The 14888-nt window shown below is 64.8% G+C and carries 18 protein-coding genes; 14 read left to right on the forward strand and 4 right to left on the reverse strand.

The genetic code is table 11. The features are described from left to right. Nucleotides 1-1432: 1432 nt before the first annotated feature. On the reverse strand, nt 1433-2167 hold the full coding sequence (locus ACFYUV_RS50695) for an XRE family transcriptional regulator (RefSeq protein WP_387683213.1): 735 nt from the start codon (nt 2165-2167) through the stop codon (nt 1433-1435). A gap of 184 nt (nt 2168-2351) precedes the next feature. Between ACFYUV_RS50695 and ACFYUV_RS50700 the strand changes: the two genes are divergently transcribed. The 3 genes from ACFYUV_RS50700 (at nt 2352) to ACFYUV_RS50710 (ending at nt 3754) form a co-directional block, all read left to right on the forward strand. Next, nucleotides 2352-2654 (forward strand): hypothetical protein, encoded by a 303-nt coding sequence (locus ACFYUV_RS50700; protein WP_387683215.1) that lies wholly within the window; start codon nt 2352-2354, stop codon nt 2652-2654. A 12-nt stretch (nt 2655-2666) separates the two neighbouring features. After that, nucleotides 2667-3119, forward strand: a complete 453-nt coding sequence (locus ACFYUV_RS50705) for a GntR family transcriptional regulator (protein WP_387683217.1) — start codon at nt 2667-2669, stop codon at nt 3117-3119. A gap of 68 nt (nt 3120-3187) precedes the next feature. Further along, a complete protein-coding gene (locus ACFYUV_RS50710) occupies nt 3188-3754 on the forward strand; it encodes an HD domain-containing protein (protein WP_387683219.1) in 567 nt (188 codons plus the stop codon). Here ACFYUV_RS50710 and ACFYUV_RS50715 read toward each other — a convergent pair. Both ACFYUV_RS50715 and ACFYUV_RS50720 read right to left on the reverse strand, forming a co-directional pair. Then, nucleotides 3722-4198: an NUDIX hydrolase gene (locus tag ACFYUV_RS50715; RefSeq protein ID WP_387683221.1), complete on the reverse strand. Its 477-nt coding sequence runs from the start codon at nt 4196-4198 to the stop codon at nt 3722-3724. The genes ACFYUV_RS50710 and ACFYUV_RS50715 overlap by 33 nt on opposite strands. A gap of 3 nt (nt 4199-4201) precedes the next feature. Further along, nucleotides 4202-4942 carry a DUF5919 domain-containing protein gene (locus ACFYUV_RS50720; RefSeq protein ID WP_387683223.1) on the reverse strand — a complete coding sequence of 247 codons (741 nt, stop codon included), beginning with the start codon at nt 4940-4942 and terminating at the stop codon, nt 4202-4204. 142 nt (nt 4943-5084) lie between these two features. Here ACFYUV_RS50720 and ACFYUV_RS50725 point away from each other — a divergent pair, with 142 nt between their 5' ends. Both ACFYUV_RS50725 and ACFYUV_RS50730 read left to right on the forward strand, forming a co-directional pair. Continuing rightward, entirely contained in the window at nt 5085-5300 is a 216-nt protein-coding gene (locus ACFYUV_RS50725) for a hypothetical protein (protein WP_387683225.1), read from the forward strand. Beyond that, entirely contained in the window at nt 5297-5482 is a 186-nt protein-coding gene (locus tag ACFYUV_RS50730; protein ID WP_387683227.1) for a hypothetical protein, read from the forward strand. Before ACFYUV_RS50725 ends, ACFYUV_RS50730 begins: the two co-directional genes overlap by 4 nt. On the opposite strand, the gene ACFYUV_RS50735 is transcribed toward ACFYUV_RS50730, so the two are convergent. Further along, a complete protein-coding gene (locus ACFYUV_RS50735; RefSeq protein ID WP_387683229.1) occupies nt 5442-5810 on the reverse strand; it encodes a GntR family transcriptional regulator in 369 nt (122 codons plus the stop codon). The genes ACFYUV_RS50730 and ACFYUV_RS50735 overlap by 41 nt on opposite strands. 109 nt (nt 5811-5919) lie before the next feature. On the opposite strand from ACFYUV_RS50735, the gene ACFYUV_RS50740 reads away from it, so the two are divergent. The 9 genes from ACFYUV_RS50740 (at nt 5920) to ACFYUV_RS50780 (ending at nt 14888) form a co-directional block, all read left to right on the forward strand. Further along, nucleotides 5920-6249 (forward strand): hypothetical protein, encoded by a 330-nt coding sequence (locus ACFYUV_RS50740; protein ID WP_352365389.1) that lies wholly within the window; start codon nt 5920-5922, stop codon nt 6247-6249. Beyond that, complete coding sequence (locus ACFYUV_RS50745) at nt 6242-7561, forward strand: FtsK/SpoIIIE domain-containing protein (RefSeq protein ID WP_387683231.1); 1320 nt, start codon at nt 6242-6244, stop codon at nt 7559-7561. Before ACFYUV_RS50740 ends, ACFYUV_RS50745 begins: the two co-directional genes overlap by 8 nt. 22 nt (nt 7562-7583) lie before the next feature. Continuing rightward, nucleotides 7584-8216 carry a DUF2637 domain-containing protein gene (locus ACFYUV_RS50750; protein ID WP_387683233.1) on the forward strand — a complete coding sequence of 211 codons (633 nt, stop codon included), beginning with the start codon at nt 7584-7586 and terminating at the stop codon, nt 8214-8216. A 20-nt stretch (nt 8217-8236) separates the two neighbouring features. Continuing rightward, nucleotides 8237-8563 (forward strand): hypothetical protein, encoded by a 327-nt coding sequence (locus ACFYUV_RS50755; protein WP_387683235.1) that lies wholly within the window; start codon nt 8237-8239, stop codon nt 8561-8563. A 17-nt stretch (nt 8564-8580) separates the two neighbouring features. Further along, nucleotides 8581-8742 (forward strand): hypothetical protein, encoded by a 162-nt coding sequence (locus ACFYUV_RS50760; protein WP_387683237.1) that lies wholly within the window; start codon nt 8581-8583, stop codon nt 8740-8742. Between the two features lie 216 nt (nt 8743-8958). Continuing rightward, entirely contained in the window at nt 8959-10341 is a 1383-nt protein-coding gene (locus tag ACFYUV_RS50765; protein WP_387683239.1) for a replication initiator, read from the forward strand. Next, a complete protein-coding gene (locus tag ACFYUV_RS50770) occupies nt 10338-10529 on the forward strand; it encodes a helix-turn-helix domain-containing protein (protein ID WP_352365377.1) in 192 nt (63 codons plus the stop codon). The genes ACFYUV_RS50765 and ACFYUV_RS50770 overlap by 4 nt, the downstream gene beginning before the upstream one ends. Continuing rightward, the gene (locus tag ACFYUV_RS50775; RefSeq protein WP_387683241.1) at nt 10526-11890 is read left to right on the forward strand and encodes a tyrosine-type recombinase/integrase; all 1365 of its coding nucleotides are present in this window, start codon (nt 10526-10528) and stop codon (nt 11888-11890) included. The genes ACFYUV_RS50770 and ACFYUV_RS50775 overlap by 4 nt, the downstream gene beginning before the upstream one ends. Nucleotides 11891-13109: 1219 nt before the next feature. Continuing rightward, nucleotides 13110-14888 (forward strand): hypothetical protein, encoded by a 1779-nt coding sequence (locus tag ACFYUV_RS50780; RefSeq protein ID WP_387683243.1) that lies wholly within the window; start codon nt 13110-13112, stop codon nt 14886-14888.

Raw genomic sequence — 14888 nt, forward strand, 5'->3', positions numbered from 1 at the left:
CACCCCGGCCCCGATCCCGCAGACACTGACCGCTTAACCTGCAGATACAGGATCACGCGAAGATCGATTCGTACACCACGTCCGTGGACGTGACCAGAAGTGGGTGCTGAACTCGGCATTGTTCCCATGTACTGCTGTAGGTGAGAGGGGCGGGTCAAGGCGTTGAAGTTGAGTGCCACCCTCGCAGACGGGACACACCAGGCGTGAGACTCAAGGAGAGTCAAGCGTTGCTCAAGCGTGCGGATCGCCTGAGGCGCATGAGTGGCTCGATCGAACACGCATGCGACAACCTTGCCAGGCTCGCAGACGCACCCCAAACGCCCAGCTATATAAGGGTCAGGCACCGGTTTGTGTACGCCGCGTTGCCCGCGCAACCTTCCTACACAAGACGTCTCCCTACACTCCCCAACCGCCCGCCTGTGGCGAGGCTCATCTCGCCTCGCGGTATATCGCTGCGCTTCTACATGACATGTCTTTTCGAGGCGCAAATGCAAAGAAGAGGCGGGGGTCGCCCTGTCAATAACCGACCCCTTATTGTGGGCGGGAGCGACATTGGCTGGGTCGACTTAGTTGCGGCCTCGCGGCCTACGCGGAATGCATCTCATTACGGTGAATCGGAGAGGAAGCGGCGCTTGATACGCTCAGCCCTTTCCCGGCTAGCCTCCCCTGAGGTCAGACTCGCAGAGCTTCAGCAAGCGCGTTCCTATGCAACGTATGAACGCTTTCAGCTCTTAGATGACGGGGGCGTTCGCCCAGATGGGAGCAATATACACTATATAGTCCCTAGAAAGAATGAGCATTATTTAGAAATTCCGGTCCCCTTCTTTACGCGAGGATGGATATATGTACTGGAGGATTCGGAAATATCCCTGCTTCTCGCGCTACTCGCCCAGCGGGCAATGAATCGAGGCGAACTATGGGTCAAGATTGAAGAGTTTGATCGCCTCAATAGGTTTGGGTTGAGTCGAGAGTCGTATTCGTCTCATCAGGCACTTTCTCTATTTCGGCTAATAGAAGTCCGCCCCGGAGAGCAACGAAAGGGCGACGGTACTGTGCCGGGCTTCTATGGAGTCTCAGGTGATACGCCTTTACATGAGTTCTGCGTCCACGATGACGCATTTAACAGAGGGGCACTAGATGTAGTCCTGCGAGCGTTAGCTTGAACCCGCACCCGGCACGCCGGGCGTCGGTCGGCAGGCCCAACTCCGTGCTGGGCTTCATCTTGTCCTTCGGATTGCCCACCTGGCGTCTGTTGGCGCGTGGGCGGTGCTGGTCGCGACCGGCCGGAGAGCCGCAGCGCGGCCAGCGACCGCCCGACGCGCGGCAGCACGCCGCAGGCGGGCTGCCCTTGATCACGTGTAGATAAGTTGCTTTCTGATCTTGCTGCCCGTCTATGTCCTGCCTGTTTGGCCCTGGTCGTCTGGAGAGCTGCTCAGCTCGCTTGTGAGTAGACCTCGGCATTCGCCCAAACGCGCTCGAAGCTGGCCAGGTAGGTGGCCGCCGCTGCTTCCTGCTCCATGGCACGGAGATGCATGACGGGAGCTTGAGCTGCGGGCGTGCCGTAGGCGTGGCAGTTGACCAGTAGGTCGGTGTCGGCTCGGTAGATCGAGTTGTAGAGGACCGTTCGGTGGAGGCGGATCTGCGCGTTCTCGATGTCAGCCAGTGGCCGGTAGAGGGTCAGTGCGTTCTGTACGCGCCCGGCCATGACGTCGGCGCCGATGGTCTCGTCGATCCCGCGTGCAGCTACGGAGGGGGCGTCAGGATCGCCGAGGAGGACGCGCACTCGTACGCCTGCCCGTGCCTTCTGGGCCAGGAGGCGAATGAGGCCGGCGTCCTCGGCGAGGAAGAGGCCGCTGTAGGTGAGGATGCCGATCTCCCTGGTGGCTGACTGGAACAGGTGTCGCCATGTGGCTCGGGGGACTGCCCAGCGGTGTGGGTAGATGGCCAGGACTTCGTCGTTCAGGGGGCGTTGCTGCTGAGCGATGTCGGGCCAGAGTTCGGCTTCTTCGACCTGGAGGAGATCGGCGATGGCCCAGCGGTGGCGCGGATAGGGGATGCGGCCCTTGAGCCACCGGTGCACGGTCTTCGGGTCTACGGCGAGGTGTGCGGCGACGTCCGCGGGCTGGAGGCGGGCGGTGTTGAGGGCGTGGCGAAGGTTGTCATTCATGCGCACCTCTCGCGTGACCAGGGGCTATGCCTGGACGCTAACACGAGACGTCCCTAGACGTCCCTGAGTTGCGGTGTAGAGGTTCCGCTGTGCGGGCGAATCTCGACGTACACAGTCCGTAACAGCGAAGGGACGGCTCGTTATGGCGAGCATGAAGGAACGACAGCACGCATACGCTCAGCGCGTGCTCACTGCACTGAGGGACGAGCTTGCGGAGCGGGACGTTCCCGCGGTGCTCGTCGTGGCCGAGGACGGCCGGCCAGGGCTGGACGTGACGGACAGCCGATTCCGGGTCCGACGCGTCTTCGTCCACCTCGCGTTCTGCTGGTTCTACTGGGGTGCCCAAGGGGACGAGCGGGTGACCTGCTTGCGCATGGCCGCGGCCGTCGAGCGCATCACGGAGGCCGCGCAGGACGGCTGGCACGAGGGGGAGCAGGGCGAACTCGGCATCGACCTGCAGCGGATCGTCGAGGCCTATGGGGCCTGAAGTACGTCGACGGTGAACAAGTGGCTCACTGGTTGGCGGATCTTCACACAGATCGCTGACCGGTTTCGAGAACGGATCGCGATGAGCATGTACCCAGCGGGTTCGATGATGCCGTCCGAGGCGGCGCTGTGCGCGGAGTTCGGAGTGGCACGCAACACGGTGCGCCGGGCGCTGGCGATGCTGGAGGACGAAGGGCTGATCGTCACCATCCCAGCGAAAGGCCGGCTGGTCCTCGGCGGAGACAAGCCGAAGGAGGAGCCGTACCTGTATCAGGTGATCGCGCGGAAGCTGCGAGGTCAGATCGAGCGCGGGGAGCTGGCGCCCGGTAGCACCCTGCCGAGCGAGTCGCACTTGCGGCGGGAACACAAGGTGTCGCGGAGCACCGTCCGGCAGGCGCTTGCGGTGCTGGAGCAGGAAGGGCTGATCGTGTCGGAGCACGGGCGAGGGCGGTTCGTGCGCAAGTGAGGACGTCCTGGGACGTCCCGGCGAGTGGTCTGGAGTGTTTCCGGCATCCCGTGCCTATCGTGAACAACGTGGGACAAGCTGAATGGGCTCATGACCTCGCCAAGGACCTGCTGGAGACGACGTTGCCGCGGCGCTGGGCGCACACCCAGGGGGTAGCCGCCCGCGCCGTGTCTCTGGCGCCGATCCTCGGCGACGAGGCCGACACCCTGACCGCCGCCGCCTACCTGCACGACATCGGATACGCCCCCGATCTCGTCTCGACCGGCTTCCACGCTCTCGACGGGGCGCGCTACCTGCGCGACGTCCACCAGGCGGACGAGACGCTCTGCCGTCTGGTCGCGCACCACTCCTGCGCCGTCAATGAGGCACGCGAACGGTCTCTCTTCACCGAGCTGACCCAGGAGTTCGATGAGGAGCGACCGGAGCTGGTCCAGGCGCTGACCTACTGCGACATGACCACAGGGCCGTCCGGACAGCATCTCGACGTCACGGAGCGTCTGGCCGAGATCCATTCCCGGTACGGCCCCGAACACCTGGTCAGCCGGTCGATCACCACTTCCACGCCGTGCATCCTGTCCGCGGTGCGGGCGGTGCAGGCGGCGCTAGCCGATGTGGGGAAGGGCGGTGCCGGCTAGGTAGTGCTCGATGCGCATCCGCATCGACCGGTCCATCGACAGTTCGATGACCTGATCGCGAGGCACCCAGCGGACCTCGCGGGACTCGTCGCTCGGTGTCGGCTCGCCGCTGATCGCCCGGCCCGTCAGGACAAGGGAGAACTCCTGGCGGACCTCGCCGTTGGAGGTGTAGAGGATCACGTGCCGGGGGTCGCTGTAGGTTCCGACCAGGCCGGTGATCTCGCAGGTGATCCCGGTCTCTTCGAGGGTCTCCCGGACTGCGGCCTGCGGGATGGACTCGCCCAGATCGATGGCGCCCCCCGGAACGGCCCAGTTGCCGTTGTCGCTGCGGCGGATCATCAGGATCTCGTCCGCGGCGTTGGTGACGATGACGTTCACGGACGGGACCAGGCTGTTGGGGGCCGGCGCGTCGGGGTCGTCGTAGTAGTCGATCCGCTTGGCCACGGCTCAGGACCCTACCGGCCGGGCGCCGTCCCAGACGCGCTCGAAGCTCTCGGCGTACGTGGCGACCATGTCTCCGCCGACGACCTTGCGGAGGTGCAGGACCGGCGCGTTGCCGGCGGGGACGCCGTACACATGGGTGTTGACGAGGAACTGATCGTCAGCTTGATAGATCGAGTTGTAGAGCACTGTGGCGTGCAAGCGGAACTCCACGTTCTCTCGTCCCCGTAGGGATCGGTACAGGACCAGTACGTTGCGGATCTTGGCGGCCATGCCGTCGTCGATGCCCTCGTCCCTGCCGCGCTGGGCTACCTCGGCGCAGTCGGGATCGCCGAGCAGGATGCGCACCCGTACGCCGGCGTCGGCCTTCTCGCCGAACATGCGCACCATGCCTGTGTCGTCGGCAAGGAACAAGCCGCTGTAGACGAGCACGCCGATCTCCTCGGACGCGCTTGAGAAGAGCCGTCCCCAAACGTCCCTGGGGACGGCCCAGCGGTGCGGGTAGACGGTGACGATCTCTGACTCCGACGCGGCGGCGACCTGGTCGCGGGTCAGGGCCTCCGGCCAGAGGTAGGTCTCCTCGGCATCGAGGTAGGAAGCCACCGCAAATCGATGTTTTCGGTACGGCGCGCGCCCCTTGGTGATCCACCGTTCGACCGTCTTGGGGTCGACCTGGATGGCATTGGCCAGGTCGGTGATGCTCACGCCCTTCTGCAGAAGGGCGGCACGTAGCCGTTCGTTCGCCATATCACCTGCTCCGGGGACGTCCGGGGACCTGCACATCGTAGGCCGGACGTCTTGAACATGTCCCGTCGTGTAGTGATCTCGTCCTCACTCTCCGTCGCAATCTTGGTGTCACAAGGCAACGCCAGACCGACCGAAAGGAGACGTGATCAACATGAACCACGACATCTACCCGGACCCCACCTGCCATTGCGGGGCACTCATCGCCAGGGGGCAGGAGAGCTGCCGCAAGTGCCGGGCCCGTGGGCGCTGGCTCAAGAAGCAGGCCGCCAAGAACCGGGGCGGCAGGCGGAGCGGCGAGGTCCGGCGTCCCCCGCGCGCTCCTCGCGGCCTGGCCGCCATGGGGGTGAGCTGGACGTGATCCCGCTGATCCTCGCCGGAGTTCTCGGCATCGCTCTGCTCGTCGGGTACGTCATGGTCCTCGTCGGCATCCGCCGAGAGGACAAGGCCCTGAGCCTGCGGCAGCACCCGGACGGAGCGTCCGCGTCGCTGGCGCGGAAGGTTACCGGCTGCTACGCCCGGAGCGGCGTGCAGTGGACGTAGCCAACTGCTCCTCGACCCGCGCGAGGCGCTCCGACAGATCCCGCACCGTACTGCGCAGCTCGCTCACTTCGCTCGCCAAGTCGCCGACCCCGGGGACTTCGCCAGCCTCCCGTACGAACACGCCCTTGCCCTGCTGGCCGATCACCAGGCCCTCGTTCCGCAGGATGCCGACCGCCATCTTCACCACGGACAGCGAGGCGTCGTACTGCTCGGCGAGTTGGGCGGTGGAAGGCAGAGGTGTGCCAGGCGCGAGAGAGCCGCCGTTGATCTTCGCTCGGAGATCGTCGGCGATCTGGAGGTAGCCGGGGCGCCCGGTGTTCTTGACCATCGCAGTCCATCACACCACGAAACGACAACCAAGCCAACCGAGAGGACGTTGACAACCGAGCCAACTAGGTTAACTATGTTGACTACGACGAATAAGGAGGTCACTGCCCATGCGTTCCGTTCCGATCCCCGTGGATGTCAGCAAGCTCGCCATCACCTGCGTCAAGGCCGCGCGTCCGCGCGTGCTCAACCGGGACACCGGCGAGATCAAGACCGACAAGAACGGCAACACCGTCTTCGAGGTCACCGTCTCCGTGGAGGACGAGTTCGGCCGGATCGAACTCGTCAAGATCGCCACCACCGGAGAGCCGCCCATCAACGTCGGCGATCAGGTCAACCCGGTCGGACTCCTCGGCTACGTCTGGGAGATCGCCGGCCGGTGGGGCATCAGCTACCGCGCCTCGGCCCTGCTCCCGATCCGGGAGACCGCCGATGCGTGACACGCTCGTCCTGCTCGCAGCCCTGGCCGCTCTCGCGGCCGGGCTGTGGGCCTGGCGCCGCTGGCATCCGGCGTCTTTCTGGGTGGTGCTCGGCTACCCGATCACCGCTCTGTCTGTACGCGCGTCCTGGCGACGCGTGGCCCTCGGCTGCGGGCTGACCAAGAAGCGGCAGCGTTTCTGGTTCACCACCGTGCCCGGCCTGGTCGCCTCCAGCGGCACGGTCAGGGTCAAGCGTCGCTTCCAACGGGTCGCGGTCGACACCAAGCCGTTCATGTGGCTGCCGCTGCCCACCCGGCACGGCTGGCGTGTCACCCTTCACACACTGGAAGGCCAGACACCCGGCGACTACGCCGACGCTGCCGAACGCCTGGCGCACTCCTGGGGCGTACACGCCATCCGTGCCTCATCACCCAGACCTGGGCGGGTGGTGCTCATGGCCACCATGCGAGATCCGTTGGTCAGGGTCGACAGCCTGCCCGCCTCGACGGAGCTGCTCAAGGTGACGGTCGGTCGGCTGGAGAACGGCAAGCCGTGGACTATTGACTTCCGGACCGTTCCGCACTGGCTCAACGCGGGAGCCACCCAGTCCGGCAAGTCGAACCTCGCCAACGCTTTGATCGTCGGCCTGGCTCCACAACCCGTGGCACTGGTCGGCTTTGACCTGAAAGGCGGGGTCGAGTTCACTCCCTACAGTCCACGACTGTCCGCGCTGGCCACCTCGCGCGCCGAGTCGGTCACGCTGCTGGATGACCTTGTCGGCCTGATGGTCGATCGGATGGGACTGTGCCGTCAGGCCGGTGCTCGGAACATCTGGCAGCTCCCGCCCGGCATCCGCCCGATCCCGATCGTGGTCCTGGTCGACGAGCTGGCCGAGCTGTATTTGATGGCCGACAAGTCCGAGAAGGACGAGATCGCCAAGACATCGACGGCGCTGCTTCGGGTGGCTCAGCTCGGTAGGGCGTTCGGCATCTACCTCTTCTGCTGCGGTCAAAGGATCGGCTCCGATCTCGGGCCTGGCGTCACCGCACTACGCGCCCAGTGCTCGGGACGGATCTGCCACCGCGTCAACGATCCCGAAACCGCCACCATGACCCTCGGCGACCTCGACCCGGCCGCCCTGGTCTCCGCCCGTGCCATCCCCGCCGAGACGCCCGGCGTGGCCATCGTCGCCGGCCAGGACGGCCAGTGGTATCGCGCCCGATCCTTCTACGTCACCGAGCAGGCCGCCGAACACGCCGCTCGTGCTCACGCCGATGTCACTCCGTCCTGGACCGAGATCACCACCCACCTGCCCGAAGCCGTCAACGCCTGATCAGATCGAAAGGAGGGCAACGATGCGACGCCTGGCCCGTTGGCTGCTCGATTCCGGTCCCGTGCTCGTCCTGGCTGTCATCGCCGGTGCCGGATCGTTCACCCACATCCGCGACACCGCGGCCGAGCACGGTCAGACCGGCTGGATGTCCTGGGCCGTCGCCGTCTGCATCGATCTGACCTGCGTCATGGCCGCCCGTGAACGCCAGCACGACAAGAAGACAGACAGAGCGCGTCGCGGGTTCGTCTCGTGGCCCGTCCTGGTCCTGGTCGGCGGCATCGCGTTGTCCTTGGCCGCCAACCTTGCCCAGGCCGCTCCAACCGTCTGGGGGTGGATCACCGCCGCCACTCCGGCCGGTGCCTTCCTGCTCGCCATCTCGATGCTCGAACGCCGCGCCTCCCACGTCGCTCCTGAACCGCACGAGGCAACGACCTCGCCCGTCGTGACGCCGTCCGCCGTTTCGGAACCTCCGCGTACCGACGAAGAGAACCGCCAGGACGGACTCGCGCCTGCACTCCTCGACTACGCCCGCCGTGTCGCCGACGAACACCAGGCTCGCCACGGCAAGCCCATCACCAGCGACACCCTACGCACCCATCTCGGCGTGTCCGGCCAACTCGCCTCGGACCTGCTCAACAGCCTACGAACCGCCTGATCCAGAAGGGAGATCATCTGATGAACCGCACCGACCTGATCGACGGCCTGCTCAACCTGGCCGCATTCCTGGAGGCTCACCCAGAGGTGCCCGTCTCCTCGAACGTCGTCGTCCATCACTTCCCTGAGCACGACAACGACGCCGACATGCGCGCCGAGATCGACCACATCGCTGCCCACGTCGGCTCTCGCATCGAGTTCGACGACTCCCCGTACGGCCATTACGCAACTTCGGTCTGCTTCGGGCCCGTGGAGTACCGAGCGGTGGCGATCCTGGCAGCCGCGCGAGCCCGCCACGACGCCGAAAGAAGCTACTTCGGCTGCATCAAGCACGACTCGGCAACCTGACCACCGGAGGCTCGATCATGCGCATCCGCATCGACGGCACCCGTGCCGAGGTCATCGACGCCCTGTTCCGCCTACGCCTGCACTTCACGGTCGTCTCCGTCTCACGGCTCTACCCCGACCGAGCCAGGCACTCTCACTGGCGCATCTACCTCACCACGACACCACGCCGAGGGAGGTGAACAGACCTTGATCGATCTCATCCACCACCGCTGCTGCACCTGCACCGGAACCGGTCTGGACGACGACCGCAACCGCTGCCGCGACTGCGACGGCACCGGCATCGACAACCACGGCGCGTAACGCGCAGCGCCCCCGGCCTGGCCGCACATCCGCCAAGACGAGTGCCAGGTCGGGGGCCATCCCCTCACCCGAACGAGTGAAAGGAGGCTTCCATCTTGCCTGCACGCACCACCAACCCGCACGCCCTTGCGGGCGTGATCGCCCGACTGAACGCGGAGGACTACGACCGCTGGGCTGCTCAGGTCCGCTCCACAGGCGGCTGCCGACAGCCCATCCACCTGCGGGGCAAGGTCGACCACTACGACCGCGCGACCGGCCGGCTCCTGCACCGCTACACCACCCGAACCGAACCCGATGGCATTCTCCGCCTTCCCTGCAAGACCCGGCGGGCCTCCCGCTGTTCAGCCTGCGCGGAGGTCTATCGCGCCGACACCTACCACCTCATCCGCGCGGGCCTGATCGGCGGCAAGGGCGTCCCGGAAACCGTCACCGCTCACCCCACCCTGTTCGTCACCCTGACCGCACCCACCTTCGGAGCGGTCCACACCCGCCGCGACAAGCACGGCAAGGCCCTGCCCTGCCATGCCCGCCGCAACGGGCGAACCTGTCCGCACGGGCGCGTCCTGTCCTGCACGACCAAGCACAGCCCCGAGGATCCCCACCTCGGCGAACCTCTGTGCCCGGACTGCTACGACTACACCGGCTCCGTCCTGTTCAACGCCCTGGCACCGCTGCTGTGGAAGCGCTTCGCCGACTCCCTGCGCCGCCGCCTGGCGAAACTCGGCGGTCTGACCCTCAAAGAGCTCCGCGAACACCTCACCGTCTCCTTCGCCAAGGTCGCCGAGTACCAACGCCGGGGCGTCGTCCACTTCCACGCCGTCATCCGCCTCGACGGCGCGAGCGGACCTGCCACCTCACCACCGGCCTGGGCCACGACCGACGTCCTGTCACAGGCGGTACGACATGCCGCCCACGCCGTCAGCGCCGAGACCCCTGCCATCGCCAACCAGCCCGCCCGCCTCCTCAAGTGGGGCACTCAACTCGACACCCGTCCCATCACTCTGGAGGGCGATCTCACCGAGCAAGCCGTCGCCGGCTACATCGCCAAGTACGCCACCAAAGCCGCAGAATGCGTCGGCACCCTCGACCGCCGCATCAACCCCCTAGACAACCTCGACGCCTACAACCTCCGCGACCACCCCAAACGCCTGATCAACGAATGCCTCCGCCTCGGCAGCATCGACGACCTGGCCGAACTACGCCTGACCAACTGGGCCCACATGCTGGGCTTCCGCGGCCACTTCTCCACCCGATCCCGCCGCTACTCCACCACCCTCGGCGAACTCCGCGCCGCCCGCGAACACCACGCCCGCGACTACGAGATCATCACCGGCCGCCTGCCCCTGTTCGAAGAGGACACCGTCCTCGTGGTCAGCGAGTGGACCTACGCAGGCAAGGGCTACAGCCTCGCCGACCAACTGGTCGCCGAAGCGATATCGGGAACGCCCGTCCCAGACATCCCGGGCGGTGCCCGATGAGCCGCCGCGACGAACTGCTCACCGTCCCCGAGGTTCTCGCCGAGCTGGGCGGGGTGTCCCGGCGCACCTTCTACCGCTGGCGAGAGCTCGGCCGGGCACCCGTCTGCGTCCAGCTTCCCAACCTCGAACTCCGCGTCTGGCGGAGCGACCTCATGGCCTGGCTCGACTCACGACGGGAGGCTGCATGAACACCACCTACGACGTGAAGTTCAGCCAAGTCCAGCAGCGCTCCAACCGTGGCACACCGGCGTACGTCGCTCGCTGGCGGGTCGCCGGCAAGGAGAGGTCCAAGAGCTTCCGGACCAAGGGACTCGCCAACGCCTTCATGTCCGACCTCCGACAAGCGGCAAAGGCGGGGGAGGAATTCGACGTTGCCACCGGTCTGCCGGTCTCGATGCTGGCTCCCGAGTCCTCGGGACCGACGTTCCTGGAGTTCGCCCAGGCGTACGTGCTTCGCCGCTGGAGCACGTCCGCGGCGCGAACCAGGGAGACGGACGCGTACGCGCTCCTGTCGCTGGTCCCGGCCTTGGTAGCTGACGCGCCACGCCGTCCCTCGGCAGAAGAGCTACGGGAGGTCCTCCGAGTTCATGCGCTGCTGCCAGAGAAGCGTCGGGCCTCTCTGACCTCGGCGCAAACCGTGAGCCTGAACTGGCTGCAAGGAGCCTCGCTCCCGATGTCGGCTCTCGCGGAGGCACACGTTCTCCGTGCCGCTCTCGACTCCATCTCGGTCACCTTCGCCGGCACACCGGCGGGCGCGAATACCGTGCGACGCAAGCGGGCCGTACTGCATCACATGCTGGAGCATGCGGTGGAACAGAAGATCTTCAGCAGCAACCCGCTGGACGGAATCAAATGGACCATGCCCAAGGCGGTGACAGCCGTTGACCCACGAACGGTGGTCAACCCGACCCAAGCGAAGCAGCTCCTCGACGCCGTTTCGAAGATTGGGCGTAAGCGTGGTCCCCGGCTCAAGGCATTGTTCGCCTGCATCTACTACGCCGCGCTCCGCCCGGAAGAGGCAGCCGACCTCCGGCAGAGGAACTGCACCCTGCCGGAGTCCGGCTGGGGTCTGATCGTCCTGGAGAAGGCGCGCCCCCAGGGAACGAAGCGCTGGACCAATTCGGGCGAGACCCATGAGTCGCGCAGCCTGAAGCACCGCGCAGACAAGGAAACACGAGAGATCCCCATCCCGCCAGCCCTGGTCGCCATGCTCCGTGAGCACATCGCCGCGTACGGCACCGCCGAAGACGGCAGGATCTTCGCCACGGGCACTGGGGGCACCTACTCCGGCTCGGCGCACTCCTACGTCTGGCAGGAAGCCCGCAAGCTTGCCCTGACCCGGGAACAGGCCGCCTCTTCGCTCGCTGCTCGCCCCTACGACCTCCGCCACGCGGCGGTCTCGCTCTGGTTGAACGCCGGCGTCCCGGCCGTTGAGGTTGCCAAACGTGCCGGGCACAGCGTCGACGTTCTACTACGCGTCTATGCCAAGTGCATGGACGGTCAGCAAGAGCAGATCAATAGCAAGATCAACAGCGCTCTGGACGAGTAGTCAGGATGTGCCCCGTCTTTGGCCCCGGTCTTCCGGGGCCATTTATGTCGTACTGCTCGACATGCTCAATTGCTCCGCTTGGACGGACAGCACGCTGCGTCACTACGACTGAACAAGTCGCGAGAAAGGAGGCCCATGCCTGATGATCAAAATCACTCTGTGTCGTCACCGGCCCCGCTGAGGCGACCACCGTACGGATTGCCAGTACGCCCCGCGAGAGAGGCTCGACAGCGGGGCTTCCATTGAATGGCGGAGATACGCACCCCCAACGCCTCCCAAGAGATCGCTTCGGTGGAGGTCGGATCGCGTGGCCAGATCCACGCTGGTTGCTGGTTCTTTGGCTTGTGTGGCTTTCGCTGTCTGGGCGAGCGCATGGCACCCGATCAGCTCGTCCTGCGTGATCCCCGACCCGAGCCCCATCTCTCCATCTGGACTTCCTGGACAATCACTCCACGCCGCCTCGCCGCCGCCCCCTCCGTGACGTTCAGCGCACCCTTCTTGGAGACGCGTCACTCGAGTCCTAAGAGATCCAAGACGGCGGTCTCACGGTCCAGCAGGGGGAGCTGGGTGGGCGTCCCTTACCTGTCGTCGCGGCATAAGCGCGGCGTCGTAGGGCCAAGGCCGGCAAGGGCCGGTACGGATTCGAGCCGTGCGAGAAGACCCAGAGGTTCCCTGCTGAAGGACGGTACTAGGAGGCGGACGGTCTCGGTGATCGAAGAAAAGTGCGATGAGCTTTTCCCGCCCTACAGACCACACCTTCGGATTCGCAACCAGGCGTGCCACCTCTTGTATGGCTGAAGATCTCACGATCGCCGAGGGACCTCCCTCAAGGCAACAGTCGGGCGTAGACGTAGATCAAGGGCATGTCTTCAACTGATGCGCGTCTCCGTCATCCTGCGCATCAAGCCCCAGGGATCAGTCTTCGGTATGGCCGGCGGTACCCGATGCCACATAGCCGACCATGAGCGCTCACCTTGATTGCGCACGTGACTCAACCTGTGCGCGCTGGAGCACTATGCCGTCGATCAAACCCCTGTCAGTACCGGAACGCGATGGTTTCGACCATGATGCACCCATAGAGCCTGCTTTGAGCATCTTGGATAGCCCTGCTGCGGTAGGCTGGTAATTCCGGTTGTTTATGGGGATGTGTTAGGCGTTTACCGAGATGCGCTAGTGTGCTTGACTCCTGCCTTGTAACCCGTACCTCCGGGGAGGGGCCATGGGGGAGTTCGTCGGGATCGACCCCAGCGGGGCAGAACCGCTGATGCACCGCATGAGCATCAGCAAGGACATCCTGGGCCGGACGCGGCCAGGGCTTGAGACGGCAATCGCCGAAGCCGGCGCATCGTGGACAGGGCCACAGGGAGTGGCCGCCATGCATCGGTCCTGGGCGTTTTTCGACGATACCCAGCGGGACCTCAAATGGCGGATAGATACGCTCAAGCAGATGGTCCCTGGAGCAGGGAACGGCCTGTTGAGCGTGTTCTTCACATTCGATAACGAAGCGGAAGCGGTTCGGCAGGGAAAAGCTGACGCGCGCCCAATTATCGAGGCGCTCAAGCAGCATGAGGTTGAAAACTCGGTGAAGAGTTGGCGCAAAGTGGCCGCTGCCATAGCGGCCATCAAGGAGAAGCTGGACGATCCAGCCTACGCCGCTTCTTTGCTGGCAGCCCTCGGGCCGGACAAGTTCCGTACGCTGTTCATGCAATGGATGAAGGACAAGGGCCCTGCAGCCATGGATAAGGGACTTCCTCCCGCTCTGCTCCAACAGGGACGCGAGAGCCTTGGCCCCCTGGCGGAGGCTTACGCGAACGCTGAGCGCGCTGGACGGCTGGGTGAGGAGTGGCGGAAGTTCGTGGAAGAGACCGATCCCGGTGTGCTGACGACGCTTGTCGCGATGTCCAAGCCTTCGAGCACCCTTCTCAACCACGTAGCTCTGCGCGTACTGGGGCGTCCCTTGGCCGCGGATGCGCCGACGAGCCCGAACTGGAACCTCAACATACTGGTGGAGGCGTACGACGCCAATCCACAGGCGTTGCAGACACTCCTTGCCGAGAACAAGGATGCTGCGGGCTGGCTACTGCACCCTGGACGGTTCATGCAGACCGGTGTGCCCGGCCTGGAACAGCGGATGGCGAACGTGCTCGACAAGGCACTGAATCCAAGCAGCGGTGACGCGGCCACCCGAGAACGAGCTTGGGTCAACATCATTAATGGCGTCGGCGCTGACGGTAGCCCCTGGCTCGGTGGCCAATGGATCCAGTCGACAATATTTCCCAAGCCAGGAGGCTCACCCATCAGCCGAGTCTTGGCCAAGAACGTAACGCCCTATCTCGACCAGCTTGCACGTGTGCAGGCGAAGGAATCTTCGCCCAAGCTCAAGCAGCTGTATCCGTCGACACCGTGGGACAAGCTCAGCCCTGATGTGGCGTCACGGTTCATGGGTGCTTTGATGCAAGACAAGTCAGCCGCCAGCACCCTATTGGATGCTTGGCACAAGTACACGGTTGGCATGGATATCGGCAGATTCCATCCGTTCGATGGCGATGAAAAGATGCGTGCGGGATTTGTCATCCAGAGCGCTCTGTCAAGTGGGGCAGCGAATATGCTGTTAGATGGTTCCGCTCACGCAGAGTGGAGCGATGACGAGTATGCCGACTGGCTTTCAGGTGTCATGCTGATGCCCGTCGACTGGCTCTCCAACAAATACTGGCCCATCGACGATGCCTCGGCTGCGACCGCCAGAGACCGAGGCCAGGATGACTTGAAGGACAAGATGAAGAAAATGATCACTGACTACTTCGATGGAAAAACGCCCGAAACAGCGAAGAGTGTTGCCGATAAGATCATAACCCTGCAGCAGAGCTGGGTAATTGAATCATTGCGACAGCACAGGCAAGCTCCCTTGACGGACACAGATCAAGATATGGTTGAGAAAGCTTTCCGGGGACGGCTGTTCGGTGCCTTGACCGATGCGCTAGAAAGGCGGGGAGGTTGA

The organism is Nonomuraea sp. NPDC003560, from assembly GCF_042878785.1.
Lineage (GTDB): Bacteria > Actinomycetota > Actinomycetes > Streptosporangiales > Streptosporangiaceae > Nonomuraea.